Annotated in this window: 26 protein-coding genes; 5 read left to right on the top strand and 21 right to left on the bottom strand. The window is 37.2% G+C overall.

Going from position 1 to position 22,583, the window contains the following annotated elements; all coding sequences use genetic code 11:
* Positions 1 to 672 precede the first annotated feature (672 nt).
* From HOO54_RS24725 to msrA, 6 genes are all read right to left on the bottom strand, one after another.
* Positions 673 to 807, bottom strand: coding sequence for a hypothetical protein (locus HOO54_RS24725; protein ID WP_301539281.1), 135 nt, complete (start codon positions 805 to 807; stop codon positions 673 to 675).
* 168 nt (positions 808 to 975) lie between these two features.
* Entirely contained in the window at positions 976 to 1,098 is a 123-nt protein-coding gene (locus HOO54_RS24720) for a hypothetical protein (protein ID WP_301539280.1), read from the bottom strand.
* Complete coding sequence (locus tag HOO54_RS11020) at positions 1,088 to 2,203, bottom strand: RapH N-terminal domain-containing protein (protein ID WP_172295175.1); 1,116 nt, start codon at positions 2,201 to 2,203, stop codon at positions 1,088 to 1,090. The genes HOO54_RS24720 and HOO54_RS11020 overlap by 11 nt, the downstream gene beginning before the upstream one ends.
* A 595-nt stretch (positions 2,204 to 2,798) precedes the next feature.
* Positions 2,799 to 3,566, bottom strand: coding sequence for a GNAT family N-acetyltransferase (locus tag HOO54_RS11015; protein ID WP_172295173.1), 768 nt, complete (start codon positions 3,564 to 3,566; stop codon positions 2,799 to 2,801).
* A 63-nt stretch (positions 3,567 to 3,629) separates the two neighbouring features.
* Positions 3,630 to 4,064: a peptide-methionine (R)-S-oxide reductase MsrB gene (msrB, locus tag HOO54_RS11010; RefSeq protein ID WP_172295171.1), complete on the bottom strand. Its 435-nt coding sequence runs from the start codon at positions 4,062 to 4,064 to the stop codon at positions 3,630 to 3,632.
* On the bottom strand, positions 4,061 to 4,597 hold the full coding sequence (gene msrA / locus HOO54_RS11005) for a peptide-methionine (S)-S-oxide reductase MsrA (protein WP_172295169.1): 537 nt from the start codon (positions 4,595 to 4,597) through the stop codon (positions 4,061 to 4,063). The genes msrB and msrA overlap by 4 nt, the downstream gene beginning before the upstream one ends.
* Before the next feature lie 225 nt (positions 4,598 to 4,822).
* On the opposite strand from msrA, the gene HOO54_RS11000 reads away from it, so the two are divergent.
* Positions 4,823 to 5,251, top strand: coding sequence for a MarR family transcriptional regulator (locus tag HOO54_RS11000; RefSeq protein WP_172295167.1), 429 nt, complete (start codon positions 4,823 to 4,825; stop codon positions 5,249 to 5,251).
* Between the two features lie 64 nt (positions 5,252 to 5,315).
* The gene (locus HOO54_RS10995; protein WP_172295165.1) at positions 5,316 to 5,567 is read left to right on the top strand and encodes a DNA alkylation repair protein; all 252 of its coding nucleotides are present in this window, start codon (positions 5,316 to 5,318) and stop codon (positions 5,565 to 5,567) included.
* Between the two features lie 132 nt (positions 5,568 to 5,699).
* Here HOO54_RS10995 and HOO54_RS10990 read toward each other — a convergent pair whose 3' ends face one another.
* Positions 5,700 to 6,362, bottom strand: a complete 663-nt coding sequence (locus HOO54_RS10990) for a helix-turn-helix domain-containing protein (protein ID WP_172295163.1) — start codon at positions 6,360 to 6,362, stop codon at positions 5,700 to 5,702.
* Positions 6,363 to 7,012: 650 nt separating this feature from the next.
* Here HOO54_RS10990 and HOO54_RS10985 point away from each other — a divergent pair.
* The gene (locus HOO54_RS10985; protein WP_309244870.1) at positions 7,013 to 9,571 is read left to right on the top strand and encodes a glycoside hydrolase family 31 protein; all 2,559 of its coding nucleotides are present in this window, start codon (positions 7,013 to 7,015) and stop codon (positions 9,569 to 9,571) included.
* A gap of 175 nt (positions 9,572 to 9,746) precedes the next feature.
* On the opposite strand, the gene ypmT is transcribed toward HOO54_RS10985, so the two are convergent.
* The 7 genes from ypmT to ilvA form a co-directional block, all read right to left on the bottom strand.
* The gene (gene ypmT, locus HOO54_RS10980; RefSeq protein WP_172295161.1) at positions 9,747 to 9,938 is read right to left on the bottom strand and encodes a protein YpmT; all 192 of its coding nucleotides are present in this window, start codon (positions 9,936 to 9,938) and stop codon (positions 9,747 to 9,749) included.
* A gap of 35 nt (positions 9,939 to 9,973) precedes the next feature.
* On the bottom strand, positions 9,974 to 10,540 hold the full coding sequence (locus tag HOO54_RS10975) for a YpmS family protein (protein WP_172295159.1): 567 nt from the start codon (positions 10,538 to 10,540) through the stop codon (positions 9,974 to 9,976).
* A 10-nt stretch (positions 10,541 to 10,550) separates the two neighbouring features.
* Positions 10,551 to 11,294: an SGNH/GDSL hydrolase family protein gene (locus HOO54_RS10970; protein ID WP_172295157.1), complete on the bottom strand. Its 744-nt coding sequence runs from the start codon at positions 11,292 to 11,294 to the stop codon at positions 10,551 to 10,553.
* Positions 11,295 to 11,416: 122 nt separating this feature from the next.
* Positions 11,417 to 11,995, bottom strand: a complete 579-nt coding sequence (locus HOO54_RS10965; protein ID WP_172295155.1) for an SCO family protein — start codon at positions 11,993 to 11,995, stop codon at positions 11,417 to 11,419.
* Between the two features lie 17 nt (positions 11,996 to 12,012).
* The gene (locus HOO54_RS10960) at positions 12,013 to 12,855 is read right to left on the bottom strand and encodes a DegV family protein (RefSeq protein ID WP_172295153.1); all 843 of its coding nucleotides are present in this window, start codon (positions 12,853 to 12,855) and stop codon (positions 12,013 to 12,015) included.
* A 133-nt stretch (positions 12,856 to 12,988) separates the two neighbouring features.
* Entirely contained in the window at positions 12,989 to 13,240 is a 252-nt protein-coding gene (locus HOO54_RS10955) for a DUF2535 family protein (RefSeq protein WP_172299489.1), read from the bottom strand.
* Positions 13,241 to 13,314: 74 nt separating this feature from the next.
* Positions 13,315 to 14,583: a threonine ammonia-lyase IlvA gene (gene ilvA, locus HOO54_RS10950; RefSeq protein WP_172295151.1), complete on the bottom strand. Its 1,269-nt coding sequence runs from the start codon at positions 14,581 to 14,583 to the stop codon at positions 13,315 to 13,317.
* A gap of 196 nt (positions 14,584 to 14,779) precedes the next feature.
* On the opposite strand from ilvA, the gene HOO54_RS10945 reads away from it, so the two are divergent.
* Together HOO54_RS10945 and trhA are read left to right on the top strand one after the other, a co-directional pair.
* Complete coding sequence (locus HOO54_RS10945; protein WP_172295149.1) at positions 14,780 to 15,769, top strand: sigma 54-interacting transcriptional regulator; 990 nt, start codon at positions 14,780 to 14,782, stop codon at positions 15,767 to 15,769.
* A 15-nt stretch (positions 15,770 to 15,784) separates the two neighbouring features.
* Complete coding sequence (trhA, locus tag HOO54_RS10940) at positions 15,785 to 16,423, top strand: PAQR family membrane homeostasis protein TrhA (protein ID WP_172295147.1); 639 nt, start codon at positions 15,785 to 15,787, stop codon at positions 16,421 to 16,423.
* A gap of 131 nt (positions 16,424 to 16,554) precedes the next feature.
* Here trhA and HOO54_RS10935 read toward each other — a convergent pair whose 3' ends face one another.
* The 7 genes from HOO54_RS10935 to ilvD all read right to left on the bottom strand — a co-directional run bounded on the left by HOO54_RS10935 (position 16,555) and on the right by ilvD (position 22,454).
* On the bottom strand, positions 16,555 to 17,178 hold the full coding sequence (locus HOO54_RS10935; RefSeq protein WP_172295145.1) for a lysophospholipid acyltransferase family protein: 624 nt from the start codon (positions 17,176 to 17,178) through the stop codon (positions 16,555 to 16,557).
* 15 nt (positions 17,179 to 17,193) lie between these two features.
* The gene (locus tag HOO54_RS10930) at positions 17,194 to 17,679 is read right to left on the bottom strand and encodes a dihydrofolate reductase (RefSeq protein ID WP_172295143.1); all 486 of its coding nucleotides are present in this window, start codon (positions 17,677 to 17,679) and stop codon (positions 17,194 to 17,196) included.
* A 188-nt stretch (positions 17,680 to 17,867) separates the two neighbouring features.
* Entirely contained in the window at positions 17,868 to 18,407 is a 540-nt protein-coding gene (locus HOO54_RS10925) for a phosphatidylglycerophosphatase A family protein (protein WP_172295141.1), read from the bottom strand.
* 16 nt (positions 18,408 to 18,423) lie between these two features.
* Positions 18,424 to 19,026 (bottom strand): YpjP family protein, encoded by a 603-nt coding sequence (locus tag HOO54_RS10920; protein WP_172295139.1) that lies wholly within the window; start codon positions 19,024 to 19,026, stop codon positions 18,424 to 18,426.
* 413 nt (positions 19,027 to 19,439) lie between these two features.
* Positions 19,440 to 20,231: a class I SAM-dependent methyltransferase gene (locus tag HOO54_RS10915; protein ID WP_309244905.1), complete on the bottom strand. Its 792-nt coding sequence runs from the start codon at positions 20,229 to 20,231 to the stop codon at positions 19,440 to 19,442.
* Between the two features lie 40 nt (positions 20,232 to 20,271).
* Positions 20,272 to 20,706 carry a BrxA/BrxB family bacilliredoxin gene (locus HOO54_RS10910; RefSeq protein ID WP_172295135.1) on the bottom strand — a complete coding sequence of 145 codons (435 nt, stop codon included), beginning with the start codon at positions 20,704 to 20,706 and terminating at the stop codon, positions 20,272 to 20,274.
* A gap of 71 nt (positions 20,707 to 20,777) precedes the next feature.
* Positions 20,778 to 22,454 (bottom strand): dihydroxy-acid dehydratase, encoded by a 1,677-nt coding sequence (gene ilvD, locus HOO54_RS10905; protein ID WP_172295133.1) that lies wholly within the window; start codon positions 22,452 to 22,454, stop codon positions 20,778 to 20,780.
* Positions 22,455 to 22,583: the final 129 nt, after the last annotated feature.

Genomic DNA, 22,583 nt, shown 5'->3' with positions numbered 1-22,583 from the left:
CAGCCTATGCAGGCCAAGTTATGATTGGTTTGTGCATTTGCCTACATAGAAGAAATGCTTTTTAAAGAACATTGACAAAAATCCTAGAAACGTTGATCATTTTCACTCTTGCCTTGTAGATATTTGTATGCTCCCCCATTGATTTCGAGGACGTCTTGGGGGAAACATTTCAACTTAATGCGTGAAAAAGTAGGCATCTACAAAATCAGATCAGCAATGAACAAGTCGGCTAAATCTTAGCTTGTTGTAAAGGCAGCGAAAAAAGGCACAGCAGGAAAACGTAGCGTCCGTCGTTCTGCCGGAAAAGCGACAAAGAAATTGTTAGGCAAACGATTCAACCATATAGAAATCTGCCCTTGGTTGTTTTAAAATATAAATTTGCGTTTTGATCAAACAATTCCTTTTCCACACTCTTACAGAACGTTCATTTTTTTCTTTTGAAAACCATTTTTCTAACCATGAAAAAAACTCCCCTGAACAGACTTTTTATTTCATCTGTTCAGGGGAGTACACCACATTAGAGTTAGGTTACATCTTTTTAAATTTGTTTATACGTCAATCCTTTAAGTAGACATTCGATGTGCAACTTCTAGACTTTCACTTTGATTCACAGAAAATCCTGTAATACCTAACGCTAAAACACCTAAAATGATGATTGCCGAGAAGAAACCTTTACCTTTCATCTTGTAATCCTCCCCTTCGAATTTGTTTTTGAGCATCAACCATTTGTTTGAAGAACATCACAGAATCATTTGGTCGCTCACTCTTATTATAAAATTCTGCCGCTATTAATTCTAGTTCTTCCAAATATGGATATCCCTGGTTATCTCGCAGGGGTTCAAAGTACTGTAACACTTTAAAATAACCAAAAAAACTTTTATAAAATGCATCTAAAAAAAGCCCTTCTCATTAGAGTTGGGCTCCGATTTCCTAAAATTCAATTTAAGTACTATTCAATGATTTTTACGTAAAATTTCAAGTAGCCATTCGTACACTTTCTTGCATATTATTACATTGATCCACCTTCGAAAATCCAGTAACACCCATTGCCAACACTCCCAAAATGATGACTGATAAGAAAATGCTTTTACCTTTCATCTTGTAATCCTCCCCTTCGAATTTGTTTTTGAGCATCAACCATTTGTTTGAAGAACATCACAGAATCATTTGGTCGCTCACTCTTATTATAAAATTCTGCGGCGATTAATGCCAGTTCTTCTATATAAGGATAACCTTGACTATTCCTGAGTGGCTCTAGAGATTCTAATACTTCTATCCTATCTGCTTGCTTCATAAACAACGTCTCTAAAACATTTACCAATGCTAAGAATAAATCATCATCAAACATTCGAGCACTCTCTAAAGCCTTATCAAGCCATTTCCGTCCATCGATTTTATTATTATCAATAAGATTTATTAACGCCAAAACATAATAAGCAGTTGTAATCTCTTTTACTTGAACTTTTTCTCCTGCTTTAACAGCCTCAAGAAGAAATGGGATAGCTTGAAAGCTTTCAATATGTTGATAACAGATTCCCATGTTTAATAATGCTTTTGTGATCATAGACCAATTTTCAATTTCTTTAGCAAGAGCCAATGCTTTATGCAAATAAGGCAGAGCTTTGTCTTGTGACTGTAAATCAACATAATTTCCTGCAATGACAAAATGACACTGAATTCGTCTCGCTTTGTATGTTGGGTGTTTTTTGTAAATATCGTCTGCAAGAAAAATATAATACATGGACATATGAGTTTGCTTCATATGATAAAAGACTTCTGCTACTTTGAAATAAAATTCAGCCTTTTCTATTTTATCTGAAACTTTACTCAACTTTTTTTCTGCTATCTTGTAGTATCTAATTGCATCTATGTATTTACCTTCTGAAAAATAATACATTCCCGAAAAAAATGAATAATAATACTGTAATAATCCAGAAAACTTCTTTCCCTTTCCTTCTATCTCTTTGAGGTATTCAGCAAGAGTTAGGTTTCTTTCTTTTGGAAACAGATAATCTAACATCATTTGATGCCTCAAGTCCATCAGCTGAAAATACAATAAAGCATCCTGATCTTCTTCCATATTCTCTATCTCCTGTTGAACTTCTTCTTTAAGTCGTTCTGCTTCTATCACATCTAATTTTTGTATCTCGTTATACCATTCATTGATTTTCATTCCTACAACCGAAGATGGTATAGTCTCCAAGCCCCTCATTCCTTTCTGTTTTAAAATACCTTTTTTGTTAATAATATCACAAATATTCCGAATATAAATAAAAAAATTTCTTCGAAAGAAAATTTTTCGTAGTACCGAATAAACTCCAAAAATTAGTCCTATTTAACTTCTTCTTTTGAGGAACTAATACATAGAAAAGGGAGAAACGATTTATTTCGGACATCTCCCCTCTACCTATTATTTAATTTTGGAAAAACAAGCACAAAATTGAACAATTCAAACAATGTATGTGAAGAAAAACTCTTTCATTGAAACAGCAAACCTTGAAAAGCAGCTTTAGATCTCGTAGTGGAAAATGCAGGTGATGATTTCACAGAAAAAGGTGTAAGACTTTGATTTTTCTGAAACTTTTATCTGTAAGCCAGTCGCTCTAAACACTATATAAATACAGCATTGATCGAATCGTCTGCGACATACTCACACAACAATCTCAAAGCGATTGCAGATCGGTTGGGACCTCAGGAAAACTTTCAAAGACTTAGAAGAAGAATCTGTTCAAATTTTTGAGTCATGACCTCAATTGGGGAGTTTCTTAAAATTGCTTTAAATACTAAGGTTTCAAATGTTATATAGAAGAAAACAAATATTTAAAAATGGTGGTCATGTGGTGGATGTATTGAAACCCTAACTTTTCATAGAAGTTTTTTGCTTGTCTATTGGTAACCAAATAACTTGACTTGATCCCCCATTGCTTTGAAACGGTTAGCATTTGACCGATCAACCCAGTGCCATAACCTTTGCGCTGATAAGGTTCTAATATTGCAACTTCCTCAATTTTTGATATTTTTTCCTTGTGATCCAGATAAAGTTCTGCGCAGCCAATTGGGATTCCTTCTTCAGAGTAGCAAACAAACAGCTCAATGATACCTTGTTCGTAAAGTGGACGCCGACGATTAAGTTTTTCTCTGGCAAATGACTCATCCATAGTTAAAGAATCAAACAGCTGCATGACATAACAACCGTCTTTAAGAGATTTTTTCGTTCCCCAACTGACCCGATCATTGTGATATCCTGACCAACTAGATAAATCAATCCCGTAAAAAAGTTCTTCATCAAGTATATATCCAAGATCAAACAGTGCTTTTTTGCTGGAGATAGAAAAATCTTGTGAAATCGAACCTTTCACATGAACATAATTTCTCTTTAAAATCGCAGGAGTATGGTCTAGTAATGTATGTAGGTCTGTTAGTGAATAGGTGTCCCGAAGTTGTATAAAATGTGAGGCAAACAATTGTGGCAACTTGTCATCTTGATACACATCATAGGATAATTGTGTTTTTTTACTGCATGTTAATAATAGATAGTTTGTTTCAGTTTTTACAACCGATCTCATGAAAATAGCCTCTTTTCTTTCTCTACAAATGAAAAAAATGACCCTGAGTAAAAAGGTCATCTTTTAAGGGTTGAATAATTTGACATAGTCACCGTATCCCGCTTGTTCAAGTTCCTCTTTTGGAATAAAACGAAGCGCAGCTGAATTAATGCAGTAGCGCAGACCATTTGGTGTCGGTCCGTCTGGAAAAACATGACCAAGATGGGAATCAGCCGTTTTGCTTCTGACCTCTGTACGAACCATGCCAAATGACGTATCTTGTTTTTCGATTATTTCCTGATCGTGAATGGGCTTTGTAAAGCTCGGCCACCCGCAATGGGCATCAAATTGATCAAACGAAGAAAACAACGGTTTTCCGGACACAATATCAACATAGATGCCTTCTTTTTGGTTGTTCCAATATTCATTTTGAAATGGAGGTTCTGTTCCATTTTGCTGTGTCACTTCGTACTGTATCCGGTTTAGTTGCTTTAGGCGCTCTTCTTTGTTAAAAGTCATGCCTTATCTCTCCAATGCTCTTCTATAAATCCTGCCCGTCCACTTCCAATTCTGTATTGTTTATAGCGTTCAGGATGTTTTTTATAATAATCCTGATGATATTCTTCAGCCGGATAGAATGGTCCCGCCTCAATAATTTCTGTCACAATCGGATCTTTGAAGATGCCGCTCTCTGCAAGTTTTTTCTTTGATTGTTCCGCCAATAACCGTTGGTTTTCATTATGATAAAAAATCGCCGTTTGGTATGAATCACCTCGGTCTCCAAACTGTCCGGATTGGTCTGTAGGATCGATTTGCTGCCAATAAAGTTCAAGCAGTCTTTCATACGAGAATACATCAGGATTAAATGTGATCTGCACAGCTTCACGATGGCCTGTTGTATTGCTACAGACCTCTTCATATGTCGGGTTTTCTTTATATCCACCCGTATAACCTGATTCAACTTTAAGGATACCAGGCTGTTCATCAAAAGGCTTCACCATACACCAAAAACAACCTCCGGCAAATGTAGCGAGTTCTTGTTTTTCATTCATCTAGAACGCCTCCTGCTCTTTTCACTTAGTGGGAATTATTATAACATAAATGAAGATTTCTTAATCTCTTATGAAACTCAGACCATATTCTTTTCCTCAAGTTGATGGTCATATGAACTAAAAATTATTTGAAAGACTAACTGATGTAAAGGAATTATGATATCATAATGATAGCAGTAATTCTTTAAAAAAGAGCGTAAATGTGCTCGTTATGGAGGGGCAAAATTGAAATCCAGAGAACAAATGATGTTTGAAATTGAAGCTTTGCTTCGCACTGCATTTAAACAGATGCGAGATGAAATAAATGAACTGCTTGCGAAAGAAATGTCTCGAAATGAATTTATGATTTTGCGCTTAATTAGCGAGCAGGGTCCGAAAAAAGTCACAGAGTTCGCAACGATGTTAGGTGTTTCTGCAAGCCACATTACCGCAGTTACTGATGCGTTAGTTCAAAAAAATTGGATTACAAGAGTACGTTCTAAAGAAGACAGACGGATTATCAAAATCCACTTAACGGATGCAGGAAAAGAAATTGTCAGTTATTTTGAACAAAAGAAAAAGGAATACTTTCTTAAACGTTTCACTCATTATAGTGATGAAGAGCTACAAACATTAATCAATTTGTTCAGTAAGCTCGATAAAAATAGACTCTAATATTTTACACATATATCTTTCACTTCTTGTGCACATTAAAAGTAAAAAAAGAGGTGGACCATATATGACAACAGTCCCTTACCTATGTCCAAACTGCAAAACAAACCGGACTCGATTTAATTTAATCGAACAAGCGCCAAGCTCTGTTAAACTTGATCCTGCAACTGGAGAAATTGTGGAAACGTATACAGAAGGAGAACTCTCCCCTTTTCACCTTCCATACAGTGGTCCGCACATGAAAGTGCAATGTGGTGCCTGTGGTTTAATCGAAGATGAAAAGACATTTATCAAGCATGCTGAATACGATAAACGCTAAAGAAGTTTAATACATCCGGTTCATAATTCCACCTGAACCGGATAGTTTTATCGAAATGGAGGATTTGACTTCTGTCAATCGTGATTCACTAAACGCCAACCAGCCACATTGTATTGGAGCGTACCATTAATTTCATCCTTTTCTTTTATACTGTTTCCTGTATTCATACGGAGTCAATCCGGCTACTTTCTTAAACACTTTACTGAAATATTTGACATCTTTAAAACCTGAGGCTTTCGCCACTTCATAAATCCATCTTTCCGTTTCTGTTAAAAGTCTCTTTGCCTCCCCAATCCTCAAATCAATTAAGTAGTCAATAAAATTTCGACCCGTCTGTTTTTTGAAAAAGAGGCTGAAATAGCTTTTGCTAAGATGAACGTATTTTGCAACACACTGAAGCGTTAATTTTTCTCTATAGTTAGAAGATATAAAGTCAAGAGCCTTCATAATTATACGCCCTTCATATTGACTATTTATATTTGGTATAAAAGGGATTGTGATTTTTTCCAAATAACAAATAAGCAGATCTACAAGCTGATCTAAGGTCTCTACTTGTTTAAGTTGATCTTGCTCATCAGAAAGCAGTATATCAGAATGACCAAAAAAACCAGAAACGCTTACAAGAAGATGACACGCTTCATGTTGAACTTGTTCTAGGTTCAAAGTCTCTCCTTTCCAACGTCCATGAATAGATTCAATCGCTTTTGCAACGGGCTTGCCTTGACGAATCATGTCATAGAAAATCATTCTTTGTCGAATGTCAGGATCATGATCCACGATGAGAACTCGGTACATCATTATCCCTCCTTTTTGATTATGGCAGGAACATTTCTTTATTTTCTTTCCCAAACATCCAAAAAACAAATATTCCTCAGGAATATCCCGTCCTAACAAAGTACACCTTCCCGGACAAACTTGAATTCTCCTGCGCTATATTTGTTGTATATTAAAATGTAAGTATTTTGTTAAAAATCACAAAAAACGACACCCTCCAATCTCTTCTCGTCATTTTAAAAATATTTGTGGAATTTCCAAGAGGTGGCTTCTTTCGCTTACAAGAATATGTGCCATGCCTTAACTAAACTGTGATTCTATTATTTTAAATGAAAATAGTGTCTTTTATTTGTTTAAGTCGAGAACATAATACCCCTTTATTTTTTTCTATAAATAGAAAATATAATCCAAATTTTATAATATTAAGTTAAATAAGGAAATAAAGAAGCCGATCTTTGTCATATTCATACAATTCTAATGAAATGAACCGCCGACTCCATTACTTATCTCTGACTTCTGACTAAGTGAGTAGCTCGAGTTTCATCATAATTCGAGTTCATATAAAACATTTGAAAGGTGGCGATGATTCATCCAAGAAGTCGTGATTTGTTGATAGGAAAGATTAATATGTTCTGCTCTGTACTACAAAAAACTCGGAATGAGGTGCTGATGTGCGTAAAGTGATAAAACCGTTCAAAATGTTGATGGCCTTTTCAGTCATAACCGCTGTTGTTTTAACGGCCAACATGACCCTAGTTTTTGCGGTAACTCAGCCTGAGCCTGATACTCGACTAAACAAGGAGAATTTAGAAAAACTATCTGTGAAAAACATTAAAAAATTAAAAAACGGTATCCAATTCGACCTCGGAAGATATGAAGCATACATTCGCATTTACGCTCGTGATCTAGTAAAAGTATCCATATTAAAAGATGGACAAGAGGAAACATTTTCTCCTGGTATTCAAAAAAAAAGTTGGAAGACACCTGCATTTAAAACGGCTGATCATCAAAATGAGTTTACGATTTCAACAAAAGAACTAACGATAAAAATAAGCAAAATGCCATTTGGTGTAAAATTTTTAGACAAGCAAGGTCATGTCATCAATGAAGATGATTTGAAAAATGGCAAGTCTAGTGGTTATGAAGAAGACAAGCCCTATGTATTTAAAAAGACAGATAAAGGTGAGAACTTTTACGGCTTTGGGGAACAAGCCGGATTAAGCTTAAATCAGCGTGGTGAAAGTATAGGCATGTGGAATACTGATGCGTACGCTTATACTAAAAACACAAAATATTTATACACGTCAATCCCCTTTTTTATGGGATTAAAAAATAAAAAGACCTATGGAATTCTTTTCGATAACTCTTATCGTTCTTACTTTGAGATGGCAAGTGAATCTGATGATTACTATTACTTCTACGCAAATGGCGGTCCGCTTACTTATTATTTTATGTATGGTCCAGAAATTGAAAACGTATTGGATATTTATACAGAACTTACTGGAAAAATGGATCTTCCGCCAAAATGGACATTGGGATTTCATCAAAGTAAATGGGGATACACACCAGATGAAATCATAGATGTGGCTAAAACATATCGAAATAAACAAATCCCTTTAGATACGATGCATTTTGACAATGATTACATGAAGGGCTATCGTGTCTTTACATGGGAACAAAAATATAAAATGGCTTTACAGAGATTAAAAAACTTAGCAGGATTTCATGCGATTGCGATTAATAACCCAGCAGTGAAAAAAGAAGAAGATTACCGTATTTATGAAGAAGGAACTTCAAATGATTATTTGGCTAAAAACCCGGATGGCAGCACCTTTATTGGTCCCGTTTGGCCAGGAGATTCAGTATTCCCTGACTTTTCAAAAGAAAAAGTTCGTCATTGGTGGTCTAAAAAACACAAGATTCTTTTCGAAGCGGGCATTGATGGAATTTGGAACGACATGAATGAACCAGCAGTATTTATTGATGGCGGTAAATACAACCATACGATGCCTTTAGATACGTATTTCGGAACAGAAGATAACAAAATACTCCATACAGAATTTCATAATTTATACGGACATCTCGAAGCAGAAGCGACATATAACGCTTTCTCAAAGTATAAACCAAATAGACGTCCGTTTGTATTAACTCGTGATATGTTTGCCGGTTCACAGCGTTATTCAGCACTTTGGACAGGTGATAATGTAAGCAACTGGGAACATTTGCAAATGTCATTGCCAATGAACATGAATATCGGTTTATCAGGGATTTCTTTTGTAGGAAATGACATTGGGGGTTTCGCTTTTCGTCCTGACAGAGAATTGTTTACTCGCTGGATTGAACTAGGCGCATTTCTACCGTTCTCTCGCATTCACTATGATTCTGATACAAAATCATATACTAAAATAGGGCAAGAGCCTTGGGTATTCGGACCAGAAGTCGAAGCTATTGCCAAAAAGTATATTGAAATGCGGTATCAGCTTATGCCTTACCTGTATAATGCATTTAAAGATGCCTCAGAATCTGGTAAACCCGTACAACAACCACTTGTCTATCAATATCAAAAAGATGAAAACACATATAATATCAGTGACCAGTTTATGTTAGGTGATTCTATCATGTTTGCACCTGTTGTTCATGAAGGACAAATGAGCCGCGAAGTTTACTTTCCTGAAGGCGATACATGGATAGACTACTGGACGAAGGAAGAATTCGAAGGTGGGCAAAAGATTACAGTTGCTGCTCCACTTGATCATCTGCCTATATTCATAAAGAATGATTCAATTGTTCCAACACGTGAAAAACAACAATATACGAACGAAAAAAAATTAACAAACCTTGTTTTAGATACGTATATTGATGGTGAAACAACCTATAGATTCTATGAAGACGATGATCAAACATTAAACTATAAAAAAGGCGAATTCAATGTAACGAAGTTCAGTATTAAAAAAACCCGAAACAAAATTAAATTTTTGAAACGTGTGAAAGCCGATCATTTTGACTCTAAAATTAAACAATATACGCTTAAGCTTCATCATGAAAAAGCTCCGAAAAATGTACTGGCAGGAAAAAAGAAGTACGAAAAAGTTAACAGTTTAAAAGACATGGTAAATAGAAAATATTCGTACTTCTATTCTGACAAAACGAAGACTTTATATATTCATATACCTGTCGAGGAAACCAATATTGTCCAAGTGAATTTAAACAAAAAGCTGAAACTCAACTAATCCTACATCTAGGTATAAAACTTGGCTTGAGCTGTAATAGCAAGAGCCAAGTTTTTTATTAACGGTATATGACTAGACCTTAAATCTTTTACCAGGCAAGCAAAGAATCAACCTGCTAACGAACAAAAAAAGCCTTAACAATGTCTTCAAGGCTTTTGAGGCTAGTCACTGCTGTCTATTTTTTTTCGTTTTCGTTTTCAACAACATTAAGCGTATAGATCATAACACTTATAAACAAAGCACAGTAGCCGATATTTAAATACATTTTATCCAAGTTTTCATCAAAAAAGCTGAGAGTTGCTAACCCTCCAAAATATAGTGAGAAAATAAATGCTAATAAACTAAAATATCGATAAATACGTTGCATTACATACACCCCATCATCATGCTTATCAACCGGAATCAAACTGATGCCGGCTGATAATAAATAAATTCAATCTGATCTTTTTTTAAATTAATCCGTTTTGCTTTTAAATACTGCCCGGTTTCTAATGGCATTTCTGACATATGAACGCGGATTTCTTTCTCGTTTGAAAGAATATGCACGAAATTCGGAAGATCATAATACTGATCCATGTACTTTAAAACAGCGGAGATGGGGACATTGAGTTTACCGATAGAAAACCTCGTGACATCTAAGACGACATCTCCGTTTTTTTCCACCGTTGGCTGAAACGAAACTGTTGCATCAACAGTTGAAGAAAATGCACGGATTGTGCCGACAATATGAACTTCCTCATCAATTTCTATTTTATAATCATGATCAGGAGACGATTTGTTTTCTAAATATGAATTAATGAATGCGGACAAAGATTCTCTCGTACTTGTCACATTCAATTCATACTTACTTGGGGGCGGATCTGTCGGCTCTCTTTTATCACTGGGGAGCAACATCAGAATGAAACTCCCGATCAAGATGATCAGATTCACCGCCATCAAAATGAAAAATAAACTCTTCCATTTGTTCATGTTTTTCACCTTATTCTGCTGGGTTTATGATTTGAGCAAAAACTCTTTCTGCTATTAATTTATACCCAATTTGATTAGGGTGAAACTCATCTTTTGAAATCCTTTTTTCATTTGTGCGCTTTTCAAAAATATCAGCGATATCCACCATTCTCATATTGCCAACTTTGTTGAGCTTTATTTCTGCTGCCTGATTCCATTCCTCAACGACTTGATCTACTTCCTTTAATTCAGACAATGTAAATTTAAATGGATTATACAAGCTGACATAAATCACTTCAGCATCACTATTTTGTTTTCTAATTTCGAATAAAATGTTGGCAAACCGTTCGGCAAATAATTTCTGCTCATGTCTAAATGGCTGAATCGTTAAATCGGCAATGTTTTCCCGAACGACCTTCATCAGATCATTGCCACCGATTGTAAATAAAATATAATCTGCTTTCTTAAGTCCTTCTTGTATTTCTTGATCTTGTAACTTGTTTAGGAGATGTTTAGTTCGATAACCTTCCACTGCATAGTTCTTAATCGTAACAGATCTAATATCGCTTTGACGTTCTAGCTGATCAGCTACCATGCCGACATAGCCTTTTCTTTTCTCATCGCCAACTCCAACTGTAAGAGAATCACCGACTGCAGCAATTACAACATCCCGTTTCGGAACTGTCGTTGTTTGTTCAGTGCTCACAACACCTTTTGTACAGGCTGAGAGCAGACAGATGAGAGCTACCATGAATGACACGAACCGAATCTTCAAAATGATCCCCTTCCTTTTTTACCTAAAAAAAGTGTATCATGTTTTTATTCTTTTGAAAATTATTTGCCTGATGTTAAATAAAACCTGTTATCTGATTGGATAACAGGTTTTTCGCATATATTTTAGTTGTTTAACAGCTTGATATCAGCGATAATCTCATCGTATGGCGTATCTGTCACACCATTGTATTCTTTCATGACTTTACCTTCTTGATCAACTAGAAAAAATGAACTTTTGTGAATCACCTGATCGTTATTTTCAGGTTTTTTAACAATTGCATGAAAGCTATTTAACGCAAAACTTTCAATTTCTTTCTGTTTGTAACCCGTTAAGAAATCCCAGTTTTCAAAAGATAAGGGGTAGTTGCTTGCAAACTTTTTTAGCTTCTTTGGTGTATCATTTTCAGGGTCGACACTAAATGAGATGATTCTGACATCAAGATTTTCTTTTTTCAACTGTTTTTGCAGTTCTGTCATATGTGCGGTCATCGGTGGACAGATTGAAGTACAGTTTGTAAAGATAAAATCCGCTATCCAAACTTCCCCTTTTAAGCTTTCAAGAGATACCGTTTTTTTGTCTTGATTTTGAAAAGAAAAAGACTCAACATCATAATTCAAAGGATCTTTTATTTTACTGTTACCGCAGGCACACATGATAATGACAAAGACCCCTGCCAGTAAAATAGTAAACCCGTTTTTCATTCCCCCATCCCCTTTTATTAATCAGTGTAAAAAGAAAAACCAATCGCTCCTCTTCCGGTATGAACCGATATAATCGGTGTTGTGTAAGAAATATCAATATTTACTCCCGGCACATGTTCAAGTAAAGATGCTTTCAATTTATGGGCAAGATCCAATGCATCAGCATGGGCGATTCCGATCGCCTGAACGGTTTTCCCTTTGATGGTGGTTAGAAATTGGCCTGTTAAATAACGGATAAGCTGACCGCTATTCCGAACATTTTTTTCCGGTGTATAAATACCGTCTTCTAGTCTTGCAATTGGTTTTATTTTAAGTAAAGAGCCGATCAGTGCTTTTCCTCTACCAATTCGACCCCCTTTGATCAAATTATCAAGCGTGTCCATTGTCACATAAAGGGAAATCCGGGTTCTTAAATGATCAAGATCATTCACAATATCAACTGCTGACCATCCCTCTTGAGCACGTGTTGCTGCTCTAACAACCTGAAAACCGAGACCTTTTGAAATATACTTGGAGTCAATAACTGTTACTTTACCATCAACCATCTTTGAAGCGCTTACAGCCGTTTGAAATGTCCCGCTTAAATCACTTGATAGATGAATACTGATGACTTCACTTCCATCTTCTGTTAGTTTTTCGTATAATTCAATAAATGCACCCAATGGTGGCTGGGAACTTTTCGGAAGCTCTTTTGCTGATTCCATTTTTTCAATAAATTCATCTGGTTGAATGTCCAATTGATCTCTGTAAGGAACTCCATCAATTGCTATTGAAAGTGGCAATACATGAATATTAAATTTCTCAAGTGTTTCCTTGTTTAAATCTGCCGTTGAATCTGTCACAATTTTAATATTGGTCAATCTTCTTCACTTCCTGTCAGCCTAAGATGTTTTCATGATGTAGGCAAAAACGCATGAAATTCTTTGCCGCCCACATACCTTTTTCCGTAACATAAGCGGCATTTTTCAGACCAGCAAAGAATTTTTTAAAGTGCTATGCATTATGCTTTAACTCTTCTTGGTTATAAATAGCAAGATAAACCCGCCATTTTAAAGCTCTTTTTAAGTACTCTTTAAAGGAGTATACCTTTTTTTGGCGCTTCGAACAATAAAGCTCTTTTATAAATGCCTCAAGCCTCAGCTTTGTCATAAAAAAATGGGGGTCATCCTCCTGTAACAGAGGTATTTCCGTCACCTTCACCTGCTGTCCATCCAAACGTTTGAACTCTAGGCTTTTAAGTAACAAATTATCAATCCTCTTTTTTTGGATATTTTCTTTATTATACATAATATCCGGAGTTATTGTCTGCAAAAATTTTTTTAAATGAGCAAATTGAAAAGTCCTTCATCTTTATTCACTTCAACAAAGTGAAATCCTTTGTGCTTCATTTTGTCGATCAGCGGATCATAATCTTTCCGCTGTTTTAATTCAATACCAACAAGAGCAGGGCCGCTGCTTTTATTATTTTTCTTTGTATATTCAAAGCGGGTGATGTCATCGGTTGGTCCAAGGACCTCGTCCAAAAATTCCCGTAATGCCCCGGCCCTTTGCGGAAAATTAACAATGAAATAATGTTGTAAGCCTTCGTACATCATCGATCTATCTTTAATTTCCTGCATTCTTCCGATGTCATTATTTCCTCCGCTGATCACGCATACGACATTTTTCCCTTTGATTTCGTCTTTATACAGATCTAATGCTGCGATAGGTAAAGCTCCAGCAGGCTCTGCGACAATTGCGCATTGATTGTATAATTCTAAAATAGCGGTGCAAACTTTTCCTTCTGGAACAAGCAAGATGTCATCGACAATCGTTTCAAGTGTTTGAAATGTCTTTTCACCAATCCTTTGAACTGCAGCACCGTCTACAAATTTATCAATTTTTTCAAGAGTGACAACTTCACCCTTTTTATTTGACTCAAATAGAGCAGGCGCCCCTTTTGGTTCAACAGCAATCAGCTTTGTTTGCGGAGATACATTTTTCATGAAAGTTCCTACACCTGACAGAAGTCCGCCGCCTCCAACACTTGCAAATACATAATGCGGCTCAGTTTCAATATCGTTTAAAATTTCAACAGCAACTGTTCCTTGCCCTGCCATCACTTCTGGATCGTCAAATGGATGGATAAAGACGCGGTCTTCTTCTTCAGAACATATAAGTGCACTTTGGTAAGCATCATCAAACGTGTCCCCTACCAAAATAATTTCCACATTATTCTTTCCAAATAATTCAACTTGAGAGATTTTTTGTCTCGGAGTTGTTGAAGGCATAAATATTTTTCCATGAATAGCAAGGTGGCTACAGGAAAATGCTACTCCTTGAGCGTGGTTTCCGGCACTTGCGCAGACAATACCGTTTTTCGTCATTTCTTTTGAGAGCTGTTTCATTTTATGATAAGCGCCTCGTAGTTTGAATGACCGAACGACCTGTAAATCTTCTCTTTTTAAATATACATTGCAATCGTACCTCTCGGACAGTCTCTCATTTTTTTGCAGAGGGGTATGAATCACAATATCTTTCACATTTTGATGAGCTTTTAAAATATCTTTAACTTGGATGAGAGAGTTTTCTTTGAGCAACGGTTTCATGTATAGGATCCTTTCTTTTTAAAGCTTTATTTAATACGCCATTATATCACGAATATTCAAAAAATAAAGGTTTTTTTATTATATGTGATAATGAAAAGTTTTCATGCAGTTTGATCAATTTTTTTAAAAAAAAGGCTTTATTTGTTCCAATTGGGTGTTATAATAGAACCAATTGGAACCAAAAGGAGCTTGAGTGATGGAAAATCCTCTAACATTTGCTGAACTAATTGGAGAAGATGATGCTTTTTTAGAAGCAAAAATTAGAGCAAAACAATTTGCGGAATCTTCTCATCCGGTTCTTATATCCGGAGAAACAGGAACAGGCAAAAATCTTTTTGCAAAAGCGATCCATTTTGAATCTTCATACAAATCTGGACCTTTTTTTCGTATCAGCTGCAGTACGTTGAGTGACAAAGAATTTAGTGAAAAACTTTTACTTGCCCCTTTGAAAGAATCGGGAACTTTATTTCTTGATGAAGTCTGGGGATTGTCTTTACCCCTTCAAGGAAAACTATTAGCTTTAATTGAAAAAGGGATTTCGTGTAGACTGATTTCATCGACAAGTGTATCTTTAAACAAACGGATGGAACGTCATGAATTTCGAAGAGACCTGTTTTACAGGCTCCATGTACTTGATCTACCGCTCCCATCACTTCATGAACGAAAAGGTGATATTCCTTTGCTTGTTCACCACTTTTTAAAAAGCGGAGATCAGGATATTTATGTCGAACCAATGGTTTGGAAGGCGTTCGAACAATATGAGTTTCCTGGAAACGTCAGAGAATTAAAAAATATTACGGATTACATAAAAACGGTATCTGACCAAAAAACCGTTCAACTTTATGACATTCCGCCTATTTTAAGAGAACAGGTCAAAAGTAAAAAAACAAAAGATAAAAAAAGCAAAACAACATCTTTGACATTAATGGAAAAAGAAGAATTTGTGTTTTTGCTAGAAACAATAAAACAATTAAATGAAAAAGGAGAGCCAGCAAGCCGAAGAATGCTGTCAGAGCAAAGCAATGACCAAAAAACTGTGCTCACTCCACAGCAAGTCAGAAGCAGACTGGATTTTTTGGAAAAAAAAGAGTATGTCACCAAAGGCCGTGGAAGAGCCGGAACTAAAATTACCTTAGAAGGTCTGCGCTTTTTAAGCTCTTTAAAAAATCATATCATTCAAGATTAGAGAGGGTGTTTTAAGATGTATACGATCAAAGAAGAAATTGCCAATGCGATTACACACGGAATTGGTGTCTTATTATCCATTCCTGCGATTGTTTTTTTAGTGATATTTGCGGTGCGTTATGGAAGTCCCCTTGATGTTGTCAGTTTCTCAATATTTGGAGCATCCATGTTGTTTTTGTATTTAAGCTCAACACTCTTACACAGCATCCAGCATGCAAAAGCAAAAGATATTCTAGAGATCATTGATCACTCCGCCATCTATGTTTTAATTGCGGGAACTTACACTCCCCTTCTTCTCGGTTCACTCAAAGGACCACTTGGCTTTACAATGCTTGCGATTATTTGGGGGCTTGCTGTTTGCGGTATAGTGTTCAAAATCTTTTTTGTCAAGCGTTTTATTGTCATTAGCACCGTCGTCTACCTTTTAATGGGATGGATGGCGATCATCGCCATTAAACCGCTCTATCAAGCTTTAACAGGTGAAGGCTTTGCATTGCTGCTCTTAGGTGGAATTTTATATTCCGTCGGCACGATATTTTACTTATGGAGAAAAATTCCCTATCACCATGCCATTTGGCATACCTTTGTACTCGGTGGCAGTGCCTCAATGTTCTTCTGTGTCCTTTTTTACGTCACAAAAGTACCGTTTGTCTAAAGTTAAGTTCTTGTTACACTAACAAACCCTGTTAGTGTAACAAGGTACTATTCAATCCAGAAGTAACTCAACCTGCGTCGCGGTTATGGCATCAGTTTTTGTTCAATAGTGAACATTTATCTCCTTCATCGCTATGCCCGAAACTGTTTTTTCTCTTTACTAACATAAGCTGGATGAATCGTCAAATCAAGATCTACTGCTCTCAACCTTTTGAATACGATCCCTTTTATCATCTCTTCTGTACCAGCAGTTTCTACCGGAACAATTGGAACATTAAGCCTTCCTGATAAAGAATGATAATCAATATCGTCATCTTCAGAAAGAATGAAGCTTTGACCTTTACGTATGTATTCTTCAATTTGTTCGAGATTTGTTTTCTGATCTCCCCCCTTTTTAATGACACCCATTTTATTTAGCCATTGTCTGATCAAAGGATAGCGGAACACTCGGGGTTCTGCAAAAAAGGAAGCTGTCTTGTCAAGGTGACCTAAGATGAGTGCTAGATCTAATAGCTTAAGCTTTGGATGGACATAGATCACAGGACCTGCATGAAGTCTTCCATATTGATGAATGGATACAGTCGAACCGGTCAGTCCAATCCATTCCCTCATAAAGGCTTTCGGCTTATCATAGACAATCTCCATTTGTTTCACATAAGAAAGCCGAGGATCAAGAATTTGAAGCTCGCGTAGCAATTTCATATGCTTCACAAGCATATATGTCATATGCATTGTCAAAAAACTTAAACGAAACATGAATATCTCTCCTCTCTATCCTTTTCGCTGATAAACGAGGAATTCATAGTTATAGGGGTTTTTGTCATCCTTCAATCCTTTTTTTCTTGAAACCATTTCCCACTCGTTCTCTGCAAATTCCGGAAAATAGCGGTCACCTTCAAACGCCTCATCAATTTTTGTCATATATAGCTTTTCAGCGAAGGGGAATAACGCTCTGTAAAGTGTTGAACCTCCGATAACAAAGCATTCTTCCTCTTTGTTCGCAAATTTGACAACTTCCTGGACAGAATGCAACATTTCACAGCCAGGAATGGTTATGTTTCGGTTTGAGGTCACCACAATATTCCTTCTGTTTGGCAAAGGTTTTCCAATTGACTCGAATGTTTTCCTTCCCATAATGACAGGATGACCGCTCGTCACTTTTTTGAAATACTTCAAATCCTCGGGAAGATGCCAAGGCAAATCATTGTTTTGACCGATCAAATTGTTTCGGTCCATAGCAAATATGAATGAAATCATGTTATGTTGCCTCCTCTAATTAATTCATCTATGTAAAATGTTTGTGAGCTTATTTTTATTTGAATTGAATACGAACAAATCCATCTACTATCAGACGAGGGAATTCCCGGATTCGTTTCATTTCTTTTTGGTTCACATAAAAAAACCCGCTTAGCGGGTTTAGAATAACATATCAGCCTACAAATCGTCTATCTTTGGACATTTTGATGTTCCGTTTGTTCTTCCTTTACTTCGTCTTCTAGATCCTGATACGTATGAGCGATCCGACTTGCTGCAGCTGCAGCAAGTGCTGCTACAATATCATCAAGGAATGTATGCACTTCATCATCGGAACAACAATCCAATGCTTTAATAATCCCGAATTTTTCTTTGTCAAGATATCCAAAATTGGTTAAACCAATTGAACCATAAACATTTACAATGGAAAGCGGAATAATTTCATCAATTCCATAAAGAGGTTCATCAGTTTCAACCAAATATTGAAGCGGTTCAGGTAATAGTTTTTTCTCTGCGAGCTGATCAAGCGCAATACCTGTTAAAACAGCGTGCACGATTTCCCGTTTATTTAAAACCTTTTCAACATTCTCAACACACACACTAAAAGGCAGATTAGGATGATACTTCTCCTGCAATTTTTGAACGATGTGTGCAATATCTTCTACTGTTACACCCCGCTCATTGAGCATGTTTTTTGTCAAATGAACCATTTCATTCATTGTATATTTCATCTTTTACTCTTCTCCTTTAATGACTCATCCAATTAGGTGGCGTATTACGATCCCAATAAATATTTCCGAGATGATGATGTTTTTGAAATCCATCTTCTACAGTATGATAATGAAAATTAAACCAGTAACCTTTAAGTGGCGGCTGATCTCTGCGAACATGAAATCTTAAGACATCTTCCCCGGTTTTTCGGTTATATACATGGAAAATTTTCTCTGTTTTTCCTGGTGTCGGTTTTTTCGTTATCGCAAGATCTTGATAAGCCTCATTGTCCTTCAATGTCATCAGGTAGCTGGCGATGACCTCTTCAATTTTAGGAAATACTTCTTCCCTGTACTCGTCCTCAATCACAGGAGAAATCCTCTCTCCGAATTTTTCAAGAGACTGATTTTCTGCATCATAGAGTAAGCCATCTTTATATATATCAAAAGAAGATTTAGAGCTCTTCTCCTTATCTGGCTCGGGTTCTTTCCGATTCTGGTATCCGGTGGTATGCCCTGTTTGATGAATCCGTTGATGTTCTGGCGACTTGTCCATCATCAATGCGGCAGGAGGGGATACAAGACCGAATGTCACAATTGTAAATAAGACAACGAGAGCTTTTCTCATCCACACCTTCATGACTGTTGGTTCCCTTCTGTTTTTACATTCTTTATCACTTATTCTATCATATGTTGAATTTTCAGTCATTCAAAAGAGATTAGGAAATTACTAGAAAAAGAAAATACCACCTTTATAGACGAAATAAAATTTTCACTAAACACCACTGGAAACTGCACCATTTCAGCAAATATAGGTTAGATTATACGAAAGGAACAAACTTAAAAGATTCTATGTCTGTTCACATCAAATTTACGTGAATAGGAAATTTATCTTTTCTTTTGGCAATAAAACGTTTACAATCATAGATGAAAATTCCAAAACTGGGAGTGATCCTTTATGGTGGAAGGACTTTTTATTACAGCTTCATTGGTCAGCCTCGCTTATTTTATCATCATGGAAATTGCGGATTAAAAAACCTAAGGGTTTAGTCCTTAGGTTTTGTTTTCATCTTCAGATTCAAGTTCGAGGACACCATAATGAAACAGAGCTGTTTTTCGCCTTTTCACGCGAAAGCCGTATGCCTCAAATCGCGGGCTTTTCCAGTGGTCTTTCAGGACCACTCTCTTTTTGGCTACCCGCAATGCTTCATCTATACATCCCGCAAACGAAAAATCAAACTTGGCTAGTTTCCTTAAAGGAGAGATACCGTCAGATTCTTTGATTCCTTCAGCAAACATCGGATCAAAGTAAACAACATCCACAGAATGATCAGCAAGCTTTTTAAGATGTTCAAAACTGTCGTCTGACAGAACTTGAATCCTTTTCATCGCTTCATTCAATGGTGTGAGATCCGTCTCCCATGTCTTCAGTCCAGTCTCAACAAAAAAGGCGAGAAGCGGACTTTTTTCAATGCCGCAAACTGTTCCTTTTTCACCTGTCACTAGGCTTGCGATGATGGCATCTGAACCGAGGCCGAGCGTACAATCGAGCAACATGTCACCTGGTTTAAGCTGAGAAGCTTCAATAAACGGATCTGTCTCCCCTTTTAATAATCGCTTGGCACGAAACATCGCTGAATTCGGATGAAAAAAGAACTTTTCCCCATCCGTAAAATAAAGCTCAAATCGTTCTTTCCCGACCACAAGAACTTCATCCTGTTCCTTCAGCTGAATGAGATGAATCGGTCGTTTTCTCCGTTCGCAAAACCGCGCGTTGAGCATCCGGCTGATATTTTTTGCTGTAGCTATGGTGGCTTCGGTCGGTCTGTAGCTTGTTGTAATGATCATTTTTTTCTCCAGAAAAAATACCCGTTTCAAGGGGCCATTAACAATATTTTTTAAAAGCGTCTGTCAAGTTTTCCATAATATCCGTCATATCACGACCTTCAATTTCTTCACGCGGAATAAAATGAACAACCTCGCTTCCTTTCAGCACAGCCATAGAAGGTGAAGAAGGCTCTAACCCATTAAAATACTCTCTCATTTTCACCGTAGCTTCACGATCTTGTCCGGCAAAAACCGTTACAGCATGATCAGGTCGATGGTCGCTTGATGCGATGGCTTGGACAGCTGCAGGTCTCGCTAGACCAGCTGCACATCCGCACACTGAATTGACAACAACAAGCGTTGTACCTTCTACAGTATCCATGTAATGTTCCACTTCTTCTTCGGTTGTTAATTCTTTAAAGCCTGCTTGAACCAGTTCTTGGCGCATTGGCACCACAAGCTGGCGCATATATTCTTCATAAGCTGAAGACATAAAAAAAGCCCCCTCTGTTACCTTTATTCATTGATTTAAAGGATACTACAGAGAAAGGCAAATTTCAAACACTAGATTTTCATCCTCCCACCGGTATTTGCAGAAGTAACCAGCTTCGAATATCGTGCCAAATAGCCTGTTTTCACTTTAGGTTCAAAACCGGACCATTCTGCTTTTCTTTTTTCCCAGTCATCTTCAGAAATCTCAATCTTCAGAACTCGCTTTTCAATATCAACTACAATATGATCGCCATTTTTCACAAAAGCAAGCGGTCCGCCTTCAGCAGCTTCTGGTGAAACATGACCAATTGAAAGACCTCGCGATGCACCTGAAAAACGTCCATCTGTAATCAAAGCGACTTTCGGACCTAGTCCCATGCCGACAATTTGCGAAGTAGGAGCTAGCATTTCAGGCATCCCAGGTCCACCCTTAGGTCCTTCATAACGAATGATCACAACATCACCAGCTTTGACTTTTCGATTAATGATACCATCAAGTGCTTCTTCCTGTGAGTCAAACACAACAGCGGGACCTTCATGACGGGTAATGCCATCCTGAACACCTCCCGTTTTAATGATCGCCCCATCAGGCGCGAGGTTGCCAAATAACACGGCAAGTCCGCCCTGTTCTGAATACGGCTGATCAATCGGATGAATAACCTTGAAGTCTTTCACTTCATGACCCGCGATGTTTTCCCCAAGTGTTTTTCCGGATACCGTGATTGTATCTAGATGTAGTGCACCTTCTTTTTTCGATAATTCATTTAATACAGCTGATACACCACCAGCTTCATGCAAATCTTCAATGTACACATCTGATGCAGGTGCTAGTTTTGCTAAGTGCGGCACCCTTGCGGCAACATCATTTATCCGTTCAAGCGAGTATTCAACACCCGCTTCGCCTGCAATTGCTAATGTATGAAGAATCGTATTTGTTGATCCACCTAGTGCCATATCTAATGCAAACGCATTATCAATCGCTTTTTCGGTGACAATGTCGCGCGGTTTTACATCAGAGTGGATGAGTTCCATCAACTGGTGGGCCGATTGTCTGGCAAACTCTTTTCTTTTAGGGGATGTTGCTAGAATGGTTCCATTGCCCGGGAGTGCGATTCCAAGGGCTTCGGAAAGGCAGTTCATTGAATTGGCTGTGAACATTCCTGAACAAGAACCACATGTTGGACAACCGAATTGTTCAAGCTCCTGCAATCCCTTTTCATCCATTTTCCCAGATTGATATGCTCCTACTCCTTCGAATACAGAAGAAAGAGAGATTTTTCGTCCATCACTTGTTCTCCCTGCTTCCATCGGACCCCCGCTGACAAAAATAGTTGGAATATTGATTCGCATGGCTGCCATGATCATTCCCGGCGTGATTTTGTCACAGTTTGGTATACAAATCATTCCGTCAAACCAATGAGCCGATACCACCGTTTCAACCGAATCTGCAATCAGTTCCCGGCTTGGGAGAGAATATCTCATTCCGATATGACCCATCGCAATTCCATCATCAACACCGATCGTATTAAATTCAAAAGGAACTCCGCCAGCTTCCCTGATGGCCTCTTTAACTATTTTCCCAAACTCCTGCAGATGCACATGTCCCGGTACAATATCAATATATGAATTGCAAACAGCAATAAATGGCTTCTCAAAATCCTCTTCTTTTACCCCTGCTGCTCGCAATAAACTACGGTGTGGTGCTCTGTCAATCCCTTTTTTTATCATATCACTGCGTAATCCTGCCATGTTGAACCTCCTGAATTTCACCATTAGTCTTCGTTTCCGTTTTACTGCTAGTTTCAGAATCTCGATATTGTTACTACTATATATATTTTTAAATTATTTTTCAACAATATTCAAAATATTTTTATAAAA

It is taken from the genome of Bacillus sp. WMMC1349 (assembly GCF_013155385.1).
GTDB lineage: Bacteria > Bacillota > Bacilli > Bacillales > Bacillaceae > Bacillus.
This window is presented reverse-complemented; position numbering and strand designations above follow the sequence as displayed.